Below are 21313 nucleotides of genomic sequence, written 5' to 3'. Positions count from 1 at the left end.
CATTAAATTATTGCAGAATAAAGACTAGAATTTATTTGAGATTGTATTTTTGCTCAAAAAATAGACATGAACGATTTCTATACTTTAGCGATAAAAAAAATCATCAGACAAACCGAAAATGCCGTACAAATTGTGTTTGACGTTCCAGAGAATTTGGCTTCAGAATTCACCTATAAACCTGGTCAGTATTTGACTTTAGAAACTGAAATCGATGGAGAAGATTTGCGTCGCTCTTATTCTATTTGCTCATCAGCAGATGAAGATTTGAGTGTTGTGGTGAAAGCGATTACTGGCGGTGTATTTTCAAATTACGCCAATACTTCGCTGAAAGTAGGCGATACTTTGAAAGTTCATCCAGCGGAAGGCAAATTTATTTTGCCAGAGCAGATTGCAGATCAATCTTTTTGTGCTTTTGCTGCTGGTAGTGGGATTACACCAATCATGTCGATGATTAAGACAATTTTGAAAAATTCAGAAACTTCAAAATTTGTTTTGGTTTACGGCAACAAATCACCAAAACAAACTATTTTTTTACAAGAAATTTTGAGTCTTCAAAAAGATTTTCCAAAACGCTTTTTTGTTGAATTTATTTATAGTGAAACTCAAGAAGACGAAGCTAAATTTGGTAGAATTGACAAATCTACTGTGAATTATACCATCAAAAATAAATTCAGTGGATTCGATTTTTCTGCTTTTTATCTTTGTGGACCAGAGCCGATGATAGATCAAATAAAAGCGACTTTAGCAGAAAATGGCATTGATGAAAGCAAGATCAAATTTGAATTGTTTTTCTCAAGTTCGGAAGGCAACATTGAGGCAACGGCTGAAGGTAAAACCAATTTGACAGTGGTAGTGGATGACGAAGAATTCGATTTGGTGATGGATCAAAAAGACGTGATTTTGGATGCGGTTTTGGCAGAAGATATCGACGCGCCATATTCTTGTCAAGGCGGCATTTGCAGTTCTTGCGTAGCGAAAATCAAAGAAGGCAAAGTAGAAATGCGCAAAAATCAAATCTTAACCGACGAGGAGCTCGAAGAAGGTTTGGTCTTGACTTGCCAAGCCCAGCCACTAACTCAAAAGGTTGTGGTTGATTATGATGATATTTAGGTTTTAAAATTTATTCCATTTTTTAAGTGATTGTTGGGTACTTTTATTCTTCTTCCAAAACCTCAAAAATTAGCTGAAAGTTTGGTAATTTAACCTTATAAAATTTTTCCCTTTTTGTGTTATAGCTTTTTCCAATAGGATTTCTCATGTCAAAATGAGTCATAGGATTCTCTTTAATTTCCTCTTTAGTGCGCTCATAGGTCTTTATTCCAATTCCTCCATCTATGGTTTCAATACCAAAAACTAAATAATTGTAAACCTCATGGCTAATTTGTTTTTCACTTAGGTCAATTTCTACCCACTCTGGTACTTTATTCGGAATTTTGATGACAATATCTTTGTCAAGTAGTGAAGTTAGTTTTTTGTGCCTTTTATCTATATGATAGCCTAATAATATAACCTTAAAGCGTTTGCCGCGACTTCGGTAACCCCACAATAATTTGTTACCTCTTTTGAATTTAAATCGAATCCCAACTAATTTTATATTATTAGGCAATTGACTAACCTCCAAGTCAATACATTTTGACATATTTTTTCCTAAAAGTAGTAACTCTGATTTAGATTCATCTGGTCCAACATAAAATTTCTTATTATTTGAAATCAATACTTCCTCTAAACCAATATTTGTATTGAGGTTGATTGTTTTATTATTGAATTCAGCTTTCTCCAATTTTGTTTTATAAAACGAAAACTTTGCTATAATAGAATCTGATTTCTGGATTAGAGACTGAGGGATTTTGACTTTAGAATTTTTGGTTTTTAGTGTTTGTTTGTCTTTGCCCTGATAAAACAAAAGCTCGATTTCATCGTTTTCAAATTCTTTTTGAAAATTGAATTTGTAAGTGTCCTGACTAAAACTCAAAGCTGGCAACAAGATAAAAAACCAAAATAAAATTCTTAGGTGAAAAGTAACTGCGATTATTGGCACATGACGTGTTTTAAATAAAATATGAATCTAAAAATACAATAATATTTTATTTTAAATCTACGGTTCACCCGTAAATATTTTCATTATTGTTACTGAAAATAACTGATATTTAGGTATTTAAAAAGTCAATCCTTTTCAATATTGCTGAGTTGAATATTTAGTGCTTTGACGCTAATTTGAATTTCAATAATGGATAAAATCAAAGAAATCATCAGCAAAACCAATGAAATTCCAAAGATGACGCTTCCTATGGTTTGCCAAGATTCGTAAATAGCAAACATGCTGACCACACAAAGCAGTAGCGAAACGATGCCAAACAGCTGCATGTTTTTGATTAAGTTCACACGTTTACGTAGATTAGAAATCTGAGCTTTTATTGCTGGTTCAGGCTTTTCTTGAAACTTTTGATGCAAATTTCTGATCAAACCAGCGATAGTCAGAAATCTGTTGGTGTAGGCCAAAAGCAATAACGAAATTGCGGGGAAAAGTAGGGCAGGAGTCGTCAACGAAATTTCCATAATCTTTTTCTCAAAGATAAACTTATCTTTTGGAACCCTTTTGCTTTAGAAATGAAGTTGCAAATTTAGATTCAGATTTCGTCCAGGACTTGGAATATTGAATGCACGCAATACCGAAAGATGATCAACATAATTTTCATCAAACACATTTTCGATTTTTAAAGCGGTCTCAATTTTCAAATTCTTCAGATTAAACTCATGATCAATTCCCAAACTGACTAATTGGTAATCATCTGTTGGCAATTCATTAAAACCTGGGCGATCTTGTTCATCAACCCATCTCAATTTTCCAAAAATCGAAGTTTGTTGAAGTTTTCCAAAACTATATTTCGCTAAAAAGTTGAAATTGTCTGGTGGAATAAAAGTCAGCGGTTCGTCAATATCCAAGTTATTTCCACGAACCATAGCGGCGCCAAGATTCAGTTTCAATTGTCGATTTTTCAAGGCGAAATACTGCAAATTTGCTTCACTACCGTACAGTTCTGCTTCAACTTGTTGGTATTCCCAAATTTGTAAATCATTTTCTGATTGAGTTTCGCCAGTATCCGAAAAGAAAATATAGTTGTCAATTTGGCTTCCAAAAATCGACCAGTCTAAACGAAATCGGTTTGTGGTCAAACTGTAGTTCATATCCAGTTGAAGACTTTGTTCTCTATTGAAATTAGCGTTTCCAACTTCAAAACGATTGGTGCCAGGATGCTGACCAAAAGAATATAATTCTGCTAAATCAGGCGAACGGAATCCGCTAGAAAGATTCATTTTTACTTTATGAATTTTACCAAAATCCCTGGAAACACCAATAGAACCTGTCCAACCGCCAAAATATGAATTCACTTTCCTATTTTCGGGTTCCCCAGGTAAAATAAAACCTGCATCTACAAAAAACGGATCTGAAGCGTCAGCTTCAACATCTCTGTAATCGTAACGAATCGCTGCTTGGATAAAATAGGATTTCCAATCGAAATCCAGCATATAATAAAGGCCATTTTCATAAAATACGGCATCTGGAATTAAAATTTCCTTAGCATTTCTGTGGTTTTTATTTTGAAGACGATTGCCTTGAATTCCTAAACTGTGATTCAAAAAATTCGTTTCAAAACCTATATTGGCATTATAAAACGTATTGTGCTGCGTCAATCCCAAATCGACTTCATTATAGTTTTCTTCAATTTCCTTACGGTCATTCCAATGATGCGAAATATGAAGATTGGTTTCAAAATTTTCGCTAGTTATGTGTTGGTTGTAAGAAAGGAGCAAATCGGTCACTTCTTGAAATGGCAATTGCATATCTCTGTCGTTTCTCTTGGTAGCGTTGCTGTTTGTCATTTCATCATCGCTGATGATACCAAGATTTTGATGGTTGTATGTCACCGATAAGCGATTATCAAAATTTTGTTTATCTAAACCTAAATGAAACCGAAAAGTTTGCATATTGAAGCGACTGTTACCAATAATTTCTCCATTGCCAGATTTATAATCAGCGTGATTTTCGTAAGCCAAATCTGCTCCGAAAAATACTTCATTTTCAAACTTTTGTCCAACTGAAGCATAAGTCCGAAATCCTTGCGACACAGAATGAAAACTCGAACCCGCAGAACCAGAAATTTGTTCAGCGTTTTTGTAAAAATCATCATCTTTAATCAAAATAACACCACCAAGCGCACCAGAGCCGTAAAGCACAGATGCAGGACCTTTGATAACTTCAATACGTTTGACGCCAAGATCGTTGACCCCCAAACCGTGATCGGCGCCCCATTGTTGGTTTTCCAATTTATTACCCTGATAAATCGTTGCTACACGGCTAAAACCCAAACCTCTGATAATTGGTTTCACAATACCTTGTCCGAATTCAGCACCATACACACCAGGAACTTCTCTCAAAACGCCCATGACACCAGCGGGACTACTTTTGTAAGCAATTCTATCCATTTTTACTGGCGTAAAACTATAAGGTGTCTTGCTATTTAGTCCAGTTTGTTTATCTAAGATGATAATTTCATCCAGTTCACTTGTTGAAGCTTCCATGTTGAATTCAACTTTCTTAGTTTCATTTTCACCTAGTTTTATGGTTTTTGTCTTGGTTTTATAACCGATTAAACTCACTTCAACTTCATAAACGCCAGCTTCTAGATTGATGAATTCAAAAGCATTGTTCTGGTCAGTGATCTTATAAACCTCTTTATCAATAAGTCTAACGTTTACTTTAACAGAATCTTCATTGTCGAAAATGACTTGGCCTTCAATTTTAGAATTTTGACTATAAGTTTGAATTACAATTAAAAAGATAAAAGTAAATATATATTTCATTTTGAATCAAATTATTTTTAGGCAAAGCTAAATAAAAATATTTGTTTATATAAAATTATAATAAGATTAAATAAAATATTACTTTTGTGTAGTGTAAAATTCAATTTAATGTTTTCATTATCAGAAGAGAATTATCTCAAAGCGATTTACCATTTAGAAAAACAGGCAGATTCTGGTGTCAGTACCAACGCTATCGCGGAACAAATGGACACCAAAGCATCTTCGGTAACAGATATGGTTAAGAAATTATCTGATAAGGATTTGGCAATTTATAGGAAATATCAAGGTGTACAATTAAGTGAAGCTGGTAAACAAACTGCATTGCAAATTATCCGAAAACACCGTTTATGGGAAGTGTTTTTAGTCGATAAATTGAATTTTTCTTGGGATGAAGTCCATGAAGTTGCAGAACAACTGGAACATATCAAATCTGAAAAATTGATTACAGAATTGGATAAGTTCTTGGATTTCCCTAAACGGGATCCCCACGGAGACCCTATTCCAGACGCAAAAGGCAATTTCCAGGTTGCCAACAAAACCTTACTTTCAAATCTAGAAATTGGAGATTTTGGAAAAGTAGTTGGCGTTAAAGATTCGTCTTCAGAATTTCTGAAATACTTGGATAAAAATAATATAGCTTTAGGAAGAGAGATTCATATTTTGGATAAAGAAAAATTTGACGAATCTATGTTAGTTGAAATCAATGAAAAGCAACTTCGCATTTCACCAATTGTAAGTTCTAATATTTATATAAAAAGTTAGTTATGGATAAGATTATTTCATTTTTTGAATCGATAGATCCAGTTTTGGCTGCACTGATAGCAACAACTTTCACTTGGTTGGTGACAGGTTTTGGTGCGTCTTTGGTTTTCTTTTTTAAAACGATGAATCGCAAACTCTTTGACGGCATGCTTGGATTCACAGGAGGTGTAATGCTAGCGGCCAGTTTTTGGAGTTTATTGGCACCAGGTATAGAAATGAGTCATGGCGAAGGCTTTCAAAAAGTAGTTCCAGCTTTGGTTGGCTTTTTGTTAGGCGCTTTTTTTATTTTTGGTTTGGATAAGGTTCTACCGCATTTGCATATCAATTTCAAAGAAAGTAGAAAAGAAGGTGTGAAAACCAAATGGCACAAATCTGTTTTGCTGACTTTAGCAATTACATTGCATAATATTCCTGAAGGTTTAGCGGTTGGTGTTCTTTTCGGTGGTGCAGCTGTTGGAATGGAAGGCGCTAGCATCGGTGGTGCAGTAGCTTTAGCTATCGGTATTGGTTTACAAAATTTCCCGGAAGGTTTTGCCGTAGCAATGCCACTTCGTGGTTTGGGATTGAGTCGCTGGCGAAGTTTTCACTACGGACATTTGTCTGCAATTGTAGAGCCTTTTGCAGCTGTTTTAGGTGCTTGGGCGGTATTGTCTTTTGAACCGATTTTGCCTTATGCACTTTGTTTTGCAGCAGGGGCTATGATTTTTGTGGTGATTGAAGAAGTGGTGCCAGAATCACAAAATGATAGGAATATTGATATTGCCACACTTGGTTTTATCGGAGGTTTTGTGGTAATGATGACTTTGGATGTCGGTTTGGGCTAATTTTTGATCCTTATAAAAAAACAGTTTTAAAACATGAAAAATATTTTATTTACAAGTATTCTTGTTTTTTGCTTCACATTAGTTGAAGCACAAAATTCAGAATCCAATCAGAATTCATCTGAAAGTGAAGTTCAGGTGCCACAAATTTTCACAAAACTGAAATTACTTAAAACTATTTCTGTTGGAGATTATAAAATTACTTTTAAATCTGTGGAAAGTGATGGGCGTTGCCCAGAAAAAGTTACCTGCGTTTGGGCAGGAGAAGCGGTTGTTATTTTAGAAATTGAATCTCCAGACGAAATTACTGAAAAGCGATTTCAAATTCCAGCAGCTGGAACTTCGCAATCGATTTTAAAATTCGAAAATTCAGTTTTGGTACTGAAGAATATCCAACCATATCCTGTTTCAGCAGACGAAAAAATTAAAGATTATTACCTCTTGGTTGATTTACTTGAGAAACAATCTGGATAATTCCAATTTAAACATCAGATGACGCTATTTAGCTCATTCATTTTCTCATATATATCCTTGTTCACAATTTCCGTAGCCCTGCTATGCAAACTATTCACAGTGTCATATATGAAAAAAGCAATTTCGCTCTATTAACGACATTTAATATTCAAATTGGTATAATTATTTATTTTTTGGGAATGCACGTTTGTTGAACACAACTAAAAGTCCAAAACCAGTGCTGATCGCTGTGTCAGCCACATTGAAAACAGGTTCGAAAAATACAAATCTTTCGCCTCCCCAAATTGGAATCCATTCTGGTAAAATATCATTATACATCGGGAAATAAAGCATGTCAACAACTTTTCCTTTCAGAAATTCCCCGTAAGGCTCTTCAGCAAAAAGGGTCGCTGTTTGTCCTATGCTATCATTGAAAATAATGCCATAAAACACAGAATCGATGATATTTCCTACTGCACCAGCAAAAATTAGAGCAATGGAAACAATGAGAATTTTAGGAGATTTTTTTCTAACAGAATCCCAAAGCCAATACCCAATTCCAACAATTGCTACAAGACGAAATAATGTGAGAATAAGTTTTCCATGTTGGCCAGGAATTTTTGCGCCCCATGCCATACCTTCATTTTCGATGAATAAAATTCTGAACCAGCCCAAGACATCAACTTCTTCACCTAACATGAAATTAGTTTTGATATAGATTTTGGAAATTTGGTCAATCAGCAATATTATAATAATTATGAAACTGGCTTTCTTTAGAGACATGTTCTTTTAAATTTGTGAGACAAAAATAGCGTTTTTATTGAATTGTATATCTATTTTCAATGTCAAAGCTGACAATTCTATATTTCTATTTTAGTAGTTATATTTTTTCGTCCAACGCTGCTTTAGAAAATCTCTGAGTTGTGCTTCTCGGATGTTGTTTGCCGGTTCATAGATTACTGTATTTTTGATATCTTCAGGAAGGAATTCAGTTTGAACAAAATTGTTTTCATAATTATGCGCATATTTATAACCTTCACCATACCCAAGTTCTTTCATCAATTTTGTCGGTGCATTTCTAATTGAAAGCGGAACTTGCAAATCACCAGTTTGTTTGACGATTTGTTGCGCAGTATTGATTGCTTCATAAGCAGAGTTGCTTTTGGCAGATGTAGCTAGATAAATGACACATTGGCTCAACACAATTCTGGCTTCTGGAAAGCCGATGGTTGTTACTGCCTGAAAAGTATTATTTGCCATAATAAGAGCAGTAGGATTGGCAATACCAATATCTTCACTTGCTAAAATAATAAGCCGTCTAGCGATGAATTTGACATCTTCTCCGCCTTCAATCATTCTAGCTAACCAATATACAGCAGCATTGGGATCGCTGCCACGAATAGACTTTATAAATGCTGAAATGATATCGTAGTGTTGCTCTCCAGTTTTGTCGTATCTAACGGTTTTTTGTTGAATTTTACTTTCAACCAAATCATTAGTAATCACAACTGAATCTTCGCTAACAGCATTGACAACAAGTTCGAAAATATTTAGCAGTTTTCTGGCATCGCCACCACTAAGTCGGAGCAGGGAAGTGGTTTCTTTGAGCTCGATATTCCTTTTTGAAATTAATTCATCTTCCGTCATTGCTTTTTTCAATAAGCGAACTAAATCGTCTTTTGAAAATTCATTTAAAGTGTAAACCTGACATCTCGACAGTAGAGCTGGTATAACTTCAAAACTTGGATTTTCTGTAGTTGCACCTATTAGAGTAATCCAGCCTTTTTCAACTGCAGCCAAAAGTGAATCTTGTTGAGATTTGCTGAACCTGTGGATTTCGTCAATGAATAAAATTGGATTTTTTTGTTCAAATAGTCCCTGTTTTTGCTTTGCTTTATTGATGATTTCACGTACATCTTTCACACCACTACTGATGGCCGATAAGGTGAAGAAGCTTCGTTTGGTTTCTTTAGAAATAAGATTTGCCAAGGTTGTTTTGCCAATTCCAGGTGGTCCCCATAAAATTATAGATGGAATAAGATCTCTTTTAATCATTTGAGAAATAGTTCCCTTCTCACCAACAAGATGTTTTTGGCTAAGGTAATCTGAAAGCTTTTGAGGTCTTAATCGTTCTGCTAATGGTTGATTCATTTTACAAAAATAATCATTTATAGACAGAATTTAAATTTGATATCTTAGTTAAAGACTGACATTTATTCTGTTTTTTAGTTTGGGTTTATTTTTGCTATTTTGAAACTATGAAGTCACAATCAAGTTTTACAACCAATAAAGCGCCATTTTATTCAGCACTCTTGTATCCTACACTTTTTGTGCTCCTGTTGTGGATTGTTTATTGGGTTGAAATCAGGTTTCATTTAAATTTCACGCCTTATGGTTTGAAACCGCAATCTTTATCTGGCTTAGTCGGTGTTTTGACATCTCCATTTATTCATGGCGGCATTGGACATTTGTACCGAAATACGATTCCTGTATTCGTCTTGTCAGCAGGTTTATTTTATTTCTACAAAGATATAAGTTGGAAAACCTTACTTTTTGGTTTGTTGTTGACTGGATTGTTGACCTGGGTTATTGGTAGACCCTCTTATCACATTGGTGCAAGTGGAATGGTATATTTTTTAGTTTCTTTTTTATTTTTCAAAGGTATTCGGTCAAAAAACTTTCGCTTGGTTGCTTTATCTTTAGTTGTTGTTTTTCTTTACGGAAGCTTGGTTTGGGGAACTTTACCTGGTAAACCTGGCATTTCTTGGGAAGGTCATTTGTCTGGTTCTATTGCTGGATTTGTTTTGAGTTTTGTTTTTAAGTCTGATTATTTTTCAAGATATTCATCTCTTCAAAACCAAAGGAAGACCATTGAGGTCGAGGATGAGTTCATGAAGCAATTTGATAAAAATGGCAATTTTCGACCTTTGGATCCTGAAGATGAGATTTATGAAAATGAATTTAGCCAATCAACTACAGATGATGATTTTGATATTCATTATCCTGATATAAAGGATTGAATTCAGATTACGAATCCAATCTTTGTCTTAAACTTTCATATAAAACTGCACCACAAGCTACAGAAACATTTAGAGATTCTATATTTCCTAACATTGGGAGTTTCGCTTTTTCATCGGTTAATTTTAAAATGCTAGGTTGTATTCCGACACCTTCGCTTCCCATTATAATTGCAATCGGTTCACTCATTTTAGTGTCGTAGATTGAATTCTCAGTTTTTTCAGTGATGCTTATGGTTTTAACTCCGGAAGATTTTAGATAGAAAATCGCATCTTTCAGATGGTCAACTTTGCATATGTTTAGATTGAATGCTGCACCCGCTGAAGTTTTTATGGTTTCGTTGTTGACTTGGGCACTTCCGCTTTTTGGTAATACAATAGCGTTTACACCTGTACATTCTGCAGTTCTTAGAATGGCTCCTAAATTCCTGACATCTGTGACACCATCGAGTAATAAAAATATTGGGTTTTCTGTTTCTGTCAAAATTTTTTCTGTGACTTGTTCAAAATTTTGATATTCTATTTGTGAAGCATAAGCAATCACTCCTTGATGATTTAAATTTTCAAACTTTTTGAATTTCTGAATTGGTACATAAGAGATTTTTACTGTATTTTTCTTTGCCAAGCCTTCAATTTCTTTTAGTTTAAAATTGTTTGAGTCTTTAAGCAAGATGATTTTTTCTATGTCTTTATCGTTCTTCAACGCTTCCAGAACACTGTGAATTCCAAATATTATGTTTTCTTTTTCCATTTTATTTGTATTAAAAAAGGGATTGACAAATGTATGTCAATCCCTTTGTAAATTTATTTGATTTTTGGATTATTCTGGTATAGTGTACATATTTGTACCTGAATCTCCGTAACCATTAGACCATGTGATTTCAAAACTTACAAGGTCACCATCATCATTAGTAGTAAAAGTGCCTGTCCCATTGAATTCATCACCGCCATAAACAGTGTCAGGTTGAGCATTTACTGATAATGTGCCAGCATCTAAATCTGCTACAACATCAACAGGATTAGGACTCGCTCCGTATTCTTGAACATATAGACCTCCAGTGATATCTGAAATTGTAAACTCATTCAGATTAGCTCCAGGTGTCATTTCAATTTCAGAGGTTAAATTTATACCTGAATTTGCAGGATCACAACCGCCACTACCATCTCCATAACAAACTGAAGAGTCAACAGCCCAAGTGCTTTCAGTAAATATAGATTGTTGGGCTGTTACAGTAAGTAACAATTCATCTGGATGAGCAGTTTCTTCTTCTCCTTCAGGACCTTGTAAACCAATGATTACATCGTCTTTTGAAGTACTATTTATAGTGAATAGAACTTGGTAATCTTCTGTAGCATCAACATCTAAATCAAAATTAATAGTTCCAATTCTTGTGCTTTCTGGGATGTTCAAGACAAAATTCCCTTCATTCACAACTCCATTTCCAGAAACTCTTTCAACACTATAATTTACTGCTGTTCCTCCTCTATTTATTGGTACTTCAAGGAAAACTGTTATTGGTATTTCAGTATTGCCATCAAGTAGACTTTCTGTTTGTACTGCTCTTTCAAATTCAACCCATCCTGATTCAGGATTGTTTTCAAAATTATCATCGAATTCGTCACTGTCACATGAAATAGTGAATAAACCCAAACATGCAATAAGACTTGTTATAAATATCTTTTTCATTTTTATTTAATTTACTTTAGTTAAACGAAATGAAGATTGGAAAGGTCCTCCACAAGAACCTTGTGGATCTTCAATATAATTAATTATAAATTCTTCATCAGAACCACCCAAGTCATAAGTGCTAGCATTATCGCTTGTAGTGGCAGTGAAAATATAAGAATTTTCTCCATCACATGTCAATCCAACGTTAACATCTTCTAATACAAATAAACCACAAGATAGATCCAACACAACGTTAAATTCACCAGCAAAAGCAGGAAGAACACCTACATTAAAATTTCTTTGTGTAGAGGCTGGACCAGTTTCAATAGTTATTTGTCCTGATGCAAAATTTTCAGTACCATTTCCAGGACCAACTGTGCCGGCAACATCTTCTATCATATACTCACCAACCAAGAAATCATCTGGAATAGGGCAAATCAATCGCATGCTTACTTCAATATCAACGCTATTAAGAACTGTGTTTTCAGCGGTTGTACTTAATAAGCTGAATTCCAATAATTCAGGATCTGCACCTAAGTTAGTATCGACACCAGATACTGTAAAGGACCCCGTGTATTCACCAGCTGGAATTACTACTGAGTTATCAAAATCAAAATTTTCATTTTCATTTTCTTCAAATGTCGAACCGATAAATTCAATTTGAACTTCTCTGTCTTGATTTGATAATGTTGAAGCACCTACTTCAATTTCTACTTCTCCTCCAACACCTTGAGTCACTTCAAGCCTTACCTCATTTTCAACAAAATAAACCAAAGTTTGATTTTGATCATAAATAGGCGACTCTGTTTTATCACAAGATATTGCTACAAAAGCTAGCAATATTAAAAAAACTATTTTTTTCATTTTCATATATTTTATAACCACTCTGGGTTTTGTTGAATATTTGTATTTGCATTCAATTCTCCTTGCGGAATAGGGAATGTCCATCTTCTATCATTTACAGGGATATTACATGGGATATTTCCTTCGCAGTCTCTTGGATCTCTTTCCAGGCCTTCATTCAAGTCAAGACGATATCTTTTTATATCGATATATCTGTGACCTTCAAAACATAATTCTAATCTTCTTTCAGATAAAATTGCTCTTAATGCCTCGTTCGCACTAGTATAAGCAGCTGAAGGGGCTGAACTACCTGATCTTGCGTTCTTAACAGCTTGTACATCGTCTGCAGCTAATATTAATTCATTTTGTCTAGCATAAGCTTCTGCTCTAATCAAATAGGCTTCAGAGGCTCTCATAACCTTAAAGTCATTTATGAACTGCCCGCCAGAACCTGGATATTTGTTAATGCCGATCTCTCCAGCACCTAAATCACTATCAGGATTGAAATTTACTGCAAACCTAACATCGCCAGCAGCAGCTAATTCATCAAAAAGCTCATTTGACATACCAACAAAATTACCGCCTGTACCTGTGAAAATCCAGAGGTTGGCAATATTTCTATTAAATCCTTGTCTAGCTTCATAAGCAAAAATAACCTCAGTACGGTCAGTACCACTAAACATAGCTTGATATTGAGTTTGATTCGCCAAAGTATAATTATTGATAATATCAGTTGCTCTAGCTTGAGCTTCTGGGTAATCACCAGTATATAAAGCTAGTCTTGCTCTTACAAATGTAATAAAATCTTGAGTTACAAGGCTTTTATTTGTTTGATTATTTGAAACCAAGGATTCCGCTAAATCTAAATCATCTAAGATTGCTTGAATGCTTTCACCCATTGTAAGCCTAAGTGGTTGCCCTTCTTGATTAACTTCCGTTTGATAAACTATCCCTAAAGAGGTAGGGTCTAATAAATCTTCACCATAATAAGTCAATATTTCAAAATGAGAAAATGCTCTCAAAGCATAAGCTTGGCCAATAATATTCTCAAATTGATTCACTTGACTTTGATCATTAACATCATATGAAATGATTTCAGACGCAGCTAAAATTCTATTAGCTCTGTTAGCCACTTGATATCTATTATTCCAAATTCCAGCTGAATTTGTCTGCGTATTCAAGATTTGGTTAAGCAGGTTTAAGGCTTGTCCACCATTGTTAGTACCTATCTTACAGTTATCAGTAAAAATTGAATTGAATTCAATAGTGTTATTCAAGTTTAAACCAGTGTAAACCCCATTCAAACCTTGATCGAGATCTTCCAGATTTTGGTAAGCTGTCTCAGCTACCAAACTATCGACAGGTATTCTATCTAAGTTGTCTTCGCAACTTATAAAGAATGCACTAACGAATATAATAATTAAGTATTTTTTCATTGTTTTTATTTTTAAAATGTTAAATCTAAACCAACTGAATACACTCTTGGAGTTGGATAGTTAAAGAATTCTCCTAGCTCACCAATTTCTGGATCGAAACCTCTCCATTCCGTCCAGGTTAACAAGTTTGTCCCTTGAACATAAACTCTAGCACCACTGAATACTTTTGTTTTTTCTAATATTTCAGAATCAACATTGTAAGCGATAGTTAAATTTCTTAATCTCAAAAAAGATGCATCTTCTAAATAGCGATCTCCTGCTTGTCCTCTTAATCCACCATACTGTAGTCCTGGCATAGAAGTTACATCTCCAGGTTCTTGCCATGAATCTAACATAGACGTATTCACGTTCAATAAACCAGCTAAACTAGCATCTTCTGTAAGTGCATAAGTACTATTTACTTTCCAAGTGTCGTACTGGTAAGAGAATAATGCATCTAATGAGAAGTTTTTCCATGATACACTCGTTCCAAATCCACCTTGGAATACTGGGTCAAATTGTTTATCTACATATACACCATTGGCTGCTCTATCATACTCAGTCGTCAAATTACCTTCAGCGTCTAAATAAAGTGGTTGTCCATTAGCAGGATCTACACCAGCCCATCTTTGCATAAAATAAGTAAATGCACGTCTGCCTTCTTGAATTCTAGCACTAGAACCCCCCTCAACAAAACCTGCTTCGTTTTCAATATTTAAGACCTCATTTTCGTTATAAGCACCGTTGAAGAATATGTTTACTCCCCAATCGCTAGTACTAGATTGTCTGAATAAGTCGTAAGAAACTTGCAATTCAACACCTGAGTTTCTCATGTCACCGACGTTAGTACTTGTTGATGTAAATCCAGTTGCTGCTGCAGATAATGCTCTAGCAAAGAATAAGTCTTCTGTGTCTTTTTGGTAGACATCAACTGCACCTGTCAACTTATTGTCAAACAAGCCAAAATCTACACCAATATTTGTTTGTTTTGTAGTTTCCCATTGGACTTGCTCATCAGCAAGGCTAGCAGCGGATATTTGAAGGTCATTACGGTATCCTGGTGTTCCTGAAAGAGTCTGGAATCCAGCATAAAATCCAGCACCAATACTTCTGTTACCAGCCTCTCCATAACTTGCTCTAAGTTTTAATGAACTCACAAAGTCAACGTCATCCATAAATGCTTCTCTATCTATGTTCCAACGTCCCGATGCTGAGAAGAAAGTACCCCATCTGTAGTCTTCATTAAATCTTGAACTACCATCTCTTCTTACAGTAAAGTCAACCCCATATTTGTTGTCATAAGAATAACCAAATGTTGTAAAGTATGAAAGAAGTGCTTCTTCTATTTCCGAAGAAAATGCATTAGGAATAAAAGGATAAGTTCTATCATCAATTGTAGGGTTTTCTGGGTCTGGGTCGAAAAAAGCTGCACCATCAGTAAATCCGCTTCCAGAACCTGGCAGTTTAGGATTCAATCCAAAAGCTTGAAATCCACCATTCTGAATATTGCTATAATAATACTCAGTTAAGACATCCGCATATACCTTATGCTTTTCATCAAATAGATTATTATAACTTATTCTGGCATTAGTGTTGAAAGAAAAATCTCTAAAAAAGTTTTCAAACTGAGTTCCTCCATTAAAATCATCCAAAATTTCTGGTTGAGTAGCAAATCTACTAAAACCTCTGATGCTTTCTGGTGCATCGATAGCTAAGTTTTGAAATTGTATGTAATCTAGTCCTAAAGTTCCACCAATTGACCAGTTATCATTAAATTTATAATTTAAATTACCACCACCAACGATTCTCAATTCATTTTCAACATCGGTATTGAATTCAGCTGTGTTTAAAGCTATGAAAGGTGTGTTTTGGAAACCTGCAACACCATCATAATTAATTTGTGTTTGAGCTTGATCTAAATATGCACCAGATCTAAACGTTCCAAATTTATTAAGACTTCCGTCAGGGTTATAAGGGTTTAGGTATGGTAAACTAACGAAAGGAGTTATAAATGGGTTATCCAAATCACCTCCAGTATTTCCTCCTCTTGTTGCATCAACTACAAAGTTACTTTTAGAATAGTTCAAATTAATATTTGTCCCATAACTGAATTTATCATTTCCACCCTCTAGGTTGTTTCTGAAAGAAAATCTTTGAAGTTTTGATCTTAGAGTAGTTCCTTCTTGCTCAAAATACTGTAAAGAAGTATACGAAGAAAGATTTTCCCCTCCTTGTTGAAGTACAAGTTCATGAGATTCAGTTCTTCCTTTTCTGAAAAGAATGTCAGCCCAGTTCGTGTTATTTTGTGTTGATAACGCATCAATTTCTGCATCAGAAAGACCATCACCAAATTGTGCTCCAGGCAATAAGTTTTTTTGGAATGTCAAAAGCTGACGAGAATTCATCATTTCTACGTTTGATGAAGGGTTTTCGGATGACCCTAATAAACTTCTGTATTGAATTTTCAATCCAGAATTTCTTTTACCTCTTTTAGTTGTAATTAAGATAACACCAGCGGCACCTCTACTTCCGTAAGCAGCAGCTCCAGCGCCATCTTTTAATACAGAAATATCTGCAATGTCATTGGCATTTAAACTTCTAAAGTTATCTTCACTTACCGGAACACCATCTATAACATATAGTGGTTGTGTGTTACCGCTGAGAGAAGTTCTACCTCGAATAATAGTTTGAGCAGCAGCACCCGGTTGTCCAGATGTCACACGGATATTTGCTCCAGCTACATTACCTTGTAAAACTTGATCTACAGAGGCAATAGGAACTTGCTCAATAGATTTAGATTTTACAGTAGAAATAGCAGATGATACATCACTGTCTTTCAGAATTCCGCGGTAGGCAGTCACTGTAACAGCTTCTAGCTCTTCTGTATCTACTTTCAAGGATACATTAATTGTACTCTGGTTTCCAACTTTCACCTCTTTTGTCTTGTAACCAATGTATTTGAATACAAGTGTTTGCTCTGAAGAGGCTTCAATAGAGTAATTTCCATCGAAATCAGATTGTGTACCAGTCGAAGTCCCTTTGACGATAATATTTACCCCGGGAATGGGTAAACCGTCTCCATCAGTCACTGAACCAGTAACTGTTTGTGTTTGTGCAAATGTGACTTGCACAACAAACGCTAATAATAGCGTCAAAATTCCACTAAACTTTGTTCTCATTTTTTTATTTATTTGAATTAGCCAACGCCAAAAGTCTAAAAATAAAGTTAATCACGCAAATCTTTTTTACCTTAATTTAACTTTAACAGTGTTAAATCCTATTATTACTCTGTTTTAGGGTGTCAAACTCTGAAATTTAATCGCACATTTAATGTCTTTTAATTCAAACTTTGAAGAATAATTCTACAAACTATATGTGAAATTCAATCTAACTTATTTGTTTTTCAATATTTGAATTCGATTTTCAAGCTTAAACTAGTGCAGTATTTTGTTTTAGTCCTTACGTCAAATAGCCTATCAGTCTCCAGTAGATCATGTATTTATTTTTATTTTTTTTAATTGAATGATCGGTTTAATATTTATTCAAATTCTGAATTCTCTGGTGAAATATTATACTTTTTATAGAATTGTTCTGGTCATCTATAGCTTTTTAGATAGCCTGAATTAAGTTTACTGATAATTTCTTTTGTTTGGTTTAGTTTTTGATTATAAGTATCATACAACAATTAAAATAGGTTTGAAAAGCCTAAAATTTTAAAAAAAATCTTATATTTAAAGATATCCTAAAATAAGTATTAAATTGCGAAAAAAATTAAATATGAAAATTTTATACATTAAATTATTATTCTTTTTAGTCTGTTCCTTTTACTCAATAAGTTGTTTTTCACAAACAGACAACCAGCGTGTTCAAATTATAAAGGCTACTGATGTTACTTCTAATTTGGATTTATCTGCTAAATTGGATGAAGAAAGCAAACAAAGATTAGAGCGAATTCGTTCAGCTGGTTTTAAAGCACCAACTATTTTTAAAGCCAAAGATGGTTCAGAGAAAATATTATACGATGTTTTAGATGATGGTACTCCAGTTTTCATAGAAACTCACAATTTTAATGCAGCCATTACGGTCGCAACTAATGAGCTCTATCAAGGTGGTAGTCTTAATTTATCACTTTCTGGTGCTGGTTTTGAGATTGGCGTCTGGGATGGTGGAAATGTAAGAGATACACATCAAGAATTTGATAATCGTGTTATCAACCAAGAGTCTGGTTCTTTAAGTAGTCATGCAACGCATGTTTCAGGAACAATTGCTTCGTCTGGACAATTTGACGTGCAATCTAAAGGTATGGCTTTTAATTCAACAGTAAAAGCTTATGATTTTGGAAACGACACATCTGAAATGATTATAGAATCCAATAGTGGTTTGTTGATTTCTAATCACTCGTACGGATTAAGTCCTGATAATTTACCAGATGCTTTTTTCGGAAATTACAATTCTCAAGCAAGCACAATTGATCAAATCACTTTCAATTCCCCATATTACACAGCAGTTTTTAGTGCAGGAAATAGTAGAAACGCTCCAGCTAGCCAAGGAGGTCCATATAATTCATCTAAACATCCTTATGATTTATTGACCGGTAAAAATTTAGCAAAAAACGTAATAGCTGTTGCTAATACACAGCAGGTTTTGAATTATACAAATAGATCTAGTGTTATGATTAATAACAGTAGTAGTTATGGACCAACAGATGATGGTAGGATTAAGCCGGATATCGCTGCAAAAGGTACGAATACTTATTCAACATATTCAAATTCAGATGATGCGTATGAGTCGATTTCTGGAACATCTATGGCAGCGCCAAGTGTAGCTGGAAGTCTTCTACTTTTGCAAGAACTCAATATGGATTTAAATAATGAATTTTTGAAATCAGCGACACTAAAAGCTCTAGCAATCGGTACTTCAAGAGATGCAGGAAACTTTGCGGGTCCAGATTATAGGTTTGGTTTTGGTCTGTTATATATGGAAGGCGCTGCAAATGCACTTCTTAATCACTCAGAAACTTCCTACGTTTCTGAAGAAACCTTGACTGACGGTCAGACCTATACTTTAGATTTTATCGCAGATCCTGATGCTGATAAGCTAGTTGCGACAATTGTTTGGACGGATCCTTCTGGTCCTACACAGTCTCAAGGTGCTGAAAATGATCCTACAATTAGGCTAGTTAATGATTTGGATATGAGAGTTGAGTCGAATGGAACTACATTTGAGCCATGGATTTTAAATCCAACTATACCAACTTTGCCTGCAACTAAAGGTGATAATTTTAGAGATAATGTAGAAAAAATTGAAATAGATAATCCACAAGGATCATATTCACTTACAGTGAATCATAAGGCTTCTTTGCAAAATGGAGCGCAAGATTTCAGTATTGTTATTACAGGTGCAGAAGATGTTCTAAGTAATGAAAATTTCAATTCAGAATCGTTTTATGTTTATCCTAATCCTGTAAAAGATAATTTATATTTTGGCGGTAATACTATGAATTCTCAGAATTTGGATGTTACTATTTATAACATTCAAGGGAAAATGGTGTTTTCCAAGTCAGAATTTTATGGGGATAAGTTAGATTTGTCTTCACTTAAAACTGGTGTGTACTTACTACGTATGACATCTGATAATAATGTTTTCTCAAAGAAAATAATTGTTGAGTAAATTTATGAAAATTAAAGTTTGAAATTAACTTTGTAATTTCAGACTACAACATATTTAAAGGAAACGTCAAAATGCTGCAATTTTTTTTGCAGCATTTTGTGTTTAAAAAAACGATGTCAAACTGATATGAATTTTACTATTTGAAGCACTTATTTCTTTATTATCAGCAACTGAATTTGCGATGATTAGCTTCAATATACCAGCTTGTGTGTTCAGTCCAAGTCCTACACCGAAACCTAGAATGTTGTCACTAATTTCATCCAATTCATTTTCATAGTAACCAATATCTAAAACACTGTTTACATATATATTTGAGTCTAAAATATAACGATATTCCGTCTGAAGTGTTGTGAATTTTGAGGCGATAAGTCTGTTTTCTTCAAAACCTCTAATGCTATTTAGTCCCCCAAAACGATAAAGCTCATTATTTAGGTAATCCTCAGAAAACAAATAGTTCCCAAATATATTAGCTTGAATTCGTTGCCTTTCATTAATCTTGAACTGATGCCTAACTTCTAATTCAATAATATACTGCTCAGTTGTTTCTTGGTTTTTTCTTGTTCCTATGTTGAAACCCAAACTCGCAAACGTTTCTTCGCTAAAAGGCATGTTTGTTCTAGGTTCTTCGAATTCTGCGCCGATACCATAAAAACTTGAGTTGAAAGATTCAATCTCTTCGTTGATTTCAGTTCCTGCTGATGAATCTTCTTTTAGTGATGTTGATTTTGTGAAATTTGCTTTGCTGAAAATCGATAGTTTCTCATTAAGTCTGTAATTGGCACTTATTTTTTGCGAGGTATTAGAAAATAGTGAATCGGTTCTAAAAATTTTAAGTCCAGCACCTATACTTACAGGAGTTTTAAAAATGAAAGGAAGTTTAGTATCAGCCTCAAACCTCTGCTGATTATTGCCATCATTTTTGTAAATAATAGTCAAATTCTCTCCAAAGTTTAGATTGTTACTTAGTTTCAAGTCGATAAAACCGTTCACTTCAAAGTCATTAGTTTCAGAGTTTCCGAAACCAATAAATCCATCAAAACTATTGTTTTCCCTTTTTTCTATATAAAGAAAAATTTCTGTGCTGTCTTTTTTGAATAAGACTTCAGTTGGTTTTTGGATTTCTATAAAAGGTATAGCGTTCAATCTCTGAGTTTTCCTATCAATTTCTTTTTCGAAAAACAATTGACCTTCTTTCAGATTGGCATAATATTTTACAAAACTCTTCGGGAGTTTGTCATAGCCTTTTAAATTTATTTTGTCAATTTTCCGTGGACTATCAGATTCTATTTGAAGGTTAGCTTGAATTGTATTTTTATTTAGAAGTGAAATTTCTTTTAATTTTACTTCTATAAATGGTTTGCCTAAGGCTTCGCTTTTTTGAATAATTTTTTTAAAGAAATCATCAAGCTCATCGTATTTTAAATTTAAAACGTCAGCACTTGAATTTAGAAAAAATTCTTCAGGCATATAATCATATAAATCTGAAGGGATTTTGATTTTAATATTTGAAAATTTTTGTCCTAAGTCAATACTGGCGAATAAGCTGTCTTTTTTTTGTTCTGTTTTAGTTGTTAAAAATGCATATCCTTTCTTTTGGTAATTCATTTTTATGTTTTCCAACTCTTCAAGTGCAGTTGAAATATTTGGAAAGGACTTATTGATGTTTTGATAAGTTGAATCATTTTCAAATTGAACTTTCATAAAGAAGTTTTGGCTTTGAGCTGATATTGAAATATAAAAAAATAATGTGAGTAAAATCAACATTTTTCTTTCGATGAAAATTTTCAATATTTTTTTTTC

Annotated in this window: 17 protein-coding genes; 6 read left to right on the top strand and 11 right to left on the bottom strand. The window is 34.1% G+C overall.

Annotated features, from left to right (window positions below):
• The first annotated feature begins 66 nt into the window (after positions 1–66).
• Complete coding sequence (locus EIG86_RS13420) at positions 67–1110, top strand: ferredoxin--NADP reductase (protein ID WP_127846693.1); 1044 nt, start codon at positions 67–69, stop codon at positions 1108–1110.
• Between the two features lie 43 nt (positions 1111–1153).
• On the opposite strand, the gene EIG86_RS13415 is transcribed toward EIG86_RS13420, so the two are convergent.
• From EIG86_RS13415 to EIG86_RS13405, 3 genes are all read right to left on the bottom strand, one after another.
• Positions 1154–2038: a hypothetical protein gene (locus tag EIG86_RS13415; RefSeq protein WP_127846692.1), complete on the bottom strand. Its 885-nt coding sequence runs from the start codon at positions 2036–2038 to the stop codon at positions 1154–1156.
• Positions 2039–2163: 125 nt separating this feature from the next.
• Positions 2164–2556, bottom strand: a complete 393-nt coding sequence (locus EIG86_RS13410) for a DUF2721 domain-containing protein (RefSeq protein ID WP_127846691.1) — start codon at positions 2554–2556, stop codon at positions 2164–2166.
• 45 nt (positions 2557–2601) lie between these two features.
• A complete protein-coding gene (locus EIG86_RS13405) occupies positions 2602–4863 on the bottom strand; it encodes a TonB-dependent receptor (RefSeq protein WP_127846690.1) in 2262 nt (753 codons plus the stop codon).
• A 108-nt stretch (positions 4864–4971) separates the two neighbouring features.
• Between EIG86_RS13405 and EIG86_RS13400 the strand changes: the two genes are divergently transcribed.
• Genes EIG86_RS13400 through EIG86_RS13390 form a run of 3 tightly spaced genes read left to right on the top strand, consistent with a single transcriptional unit; the run spans position 4972 to position 6920 of the window.
• Complete coding sequence (locus EIG86_RS13400) at positions 4972–5625, top strand: metal-dependent transcriptional regulator (RefSeq protein ID WP_127846689.1); 654 nt, start codon at positions 4972–4974, stop codon at positions 5623–5625.
• A gap of 2 nt (positions 5626–5627) precedes the next feature.
• Entirely contained in the window at positions 5628–6449 is an 822-nt protein-coding gene (locus tag EIG86_RS13395) for a ZIP family metal transporter (RefSeq protein WP_127846688.1), read from the top strand.
• Between the two features lie 33 nt (positions 6450–6482).
• Positions 6483–6920, top strand: coding sequence for a hypothetical protein (locus EIG86_RS13390; RefSeq protein ID WP_127846687.1), 438 nt, complete (start codon positions 6483–6485; stop codon positions 6918–6920).
• A gap of 162 nt (positions 6921–7082) precedes the next feature.
• On the opposite strand, the gene EIG86_RS13385 is transcribed toward EIG86_RS13390, so the two are convergent.
• Both EIG86_RS13385 and EIG86_RS13380 read right to left on the bottom strand, forming a co-directional pair.
• The gene (locus EIG86_RS13385; protein WP_127846686.1) at positions 7083–7682 is read right to left on the bottom strand and encodes a lipoprotein signal peptidase; all 600 of its coding nucleotides are present in this window, start codon (positions 7680–7682) and stop codon (positions 7083–7085) included.
• Between the two features lie 90 nt (positions 7683–7772).
• Complete coding sequence (locus EIG86_RS13380) at positions 7773–9050, bottom strand: replication-associated recombination protein A (protein WP_127846685.1); 1278 nt, start codon at positions 9048–9050, stop codon at positions 7773–7775.
• Between the two features lie 107 nt (positions 9051–9157).
• Between EIG86_RS13380 and EIG86_RS13375 the strand changes: the two genes are divergently transcribed.
• A complete protein-coding gene (locus EIG86_RS13375; protein ID WP_127846684.1) occupies positions 9158–9919 on the top strand; it encodes a rhomboid family intramembrane serine protease in 762 nt (253 codons plus the stop codon).
• A gap of 7 nt (positions 9920–9926) precedes the next feature.
• Here EIG86_RS13375 and rlmB read toward each other — a convergent pair whose 3' ends face one another.
• The 5 genes from rlmB to EIG86_RS13350 all read right to left on the bottom strand — a co-directional run bounded on the left by rlmB (position 9927) and on the right by EIG86_RS13350 (position 17022).
• Complete coding sequence (rlmB, locus tag EIG86_RS13370) at positions 9927–10667, bottom strand: 23S rRNA (guanosine(2251)-2'-O)-methyltransferase RlmB (RefSeq protein WP_127846683.1); 741 nt, start codon at positions 10665–10667, stop codon at positions 9927–9929.
• Positions 10668–10736: 69 nt separating this feature from the next.
• On the bottom strand, positions 10737–11603 hold the full coding sequence (locus EIG86_RS13365; protein ID WP_127846682.1) for a hypothetical protein: 867 nt from the start codon (positions 11601–11603) through the stop codon (positions 10737–10739).
• A 6-nt stretch (positions 11604–11609) separates the two neighbouring features.
• Positions 11610–12449, bottom strand: a complete 840-nt coding sequence (locus EIG86_RS13360; RefSeq protein WP_127846681.1) for a hypothetical protein — start codon at positions 12447–12449, stop codon at positions 11610–11612.
• Positions 12450–12460: 11 nt separating this feature from the next.
• Entirely contained in the window at positions 12461–13780 is a 1320-nt protein-coding gene (locus tag EIG86_RS13355) for a RagB/SusD family nutrient uptake outer membrane protein (RefSeq protein WP_192901740.1), read from the bottom strand.
• Positions 13781–13875: 95 nt separating this feature from the next.
• Positions 13876–17022: a SusC/RagA family TonB-linked outer membrane protein gene (locus tag EIG86_RS13350; protein ID WP_127846679.1), complete on the bottom strand. Its 3147-nt coding sequence runs from the start codon at positions 17020–17022 to the stop codon at positions 13876–13878.
• A 598-nt stretch (positions 17023–17620) separates the two neighbouring features.
• Here EIG86_RS13350 and EIG86_RS13345 point away from each other — a divergent pair.
• Positions 17621–19513: a S8 family serine peptidase gene (locus EIG86_RS13345; RefSeq protein ID WP_127846678.1), complete on the top strand. Its 1893-nt coding sequence runs from the start codon at positions 17621–17623 to the stop codon at positions 19511–19513.
• Positions 19514–19615: 102 nt separating this feature from the next.
• Here EIG86_RS13345 and EIG86_RS13340 read toward each other — a convergent pair whose 3' ends face one another.
• Complete coding sequence (locus EIG86_RS13340) at positions 19616–21214, bottom strand: BamA/TamA family outer membrane protein (RefSeq protein ID WP_127846677.1); 1599 nt, start codon at positions 21212–21214, stop codon at positions 19616–19618.
• Positions 21215–21313 lie beyond the last annotated feature (99 nt).

Origin of the sequence: Psychroflexus aestuariivivens (assembly GCF_004010055.1) — a bacterium.
Classification (GTDB): Bacteria; Bacteroidota; Bacteroidia; order Flavobacteriales; family Flavobacteriaceae; genus Psychroflexus; species Psychroflexus aestuariivivens.
The sequence above is the reverse complement of the archived record's forward strand: the minus strand, read 5'-3'. Positions and strand labels throughout refer to the sequence as shown.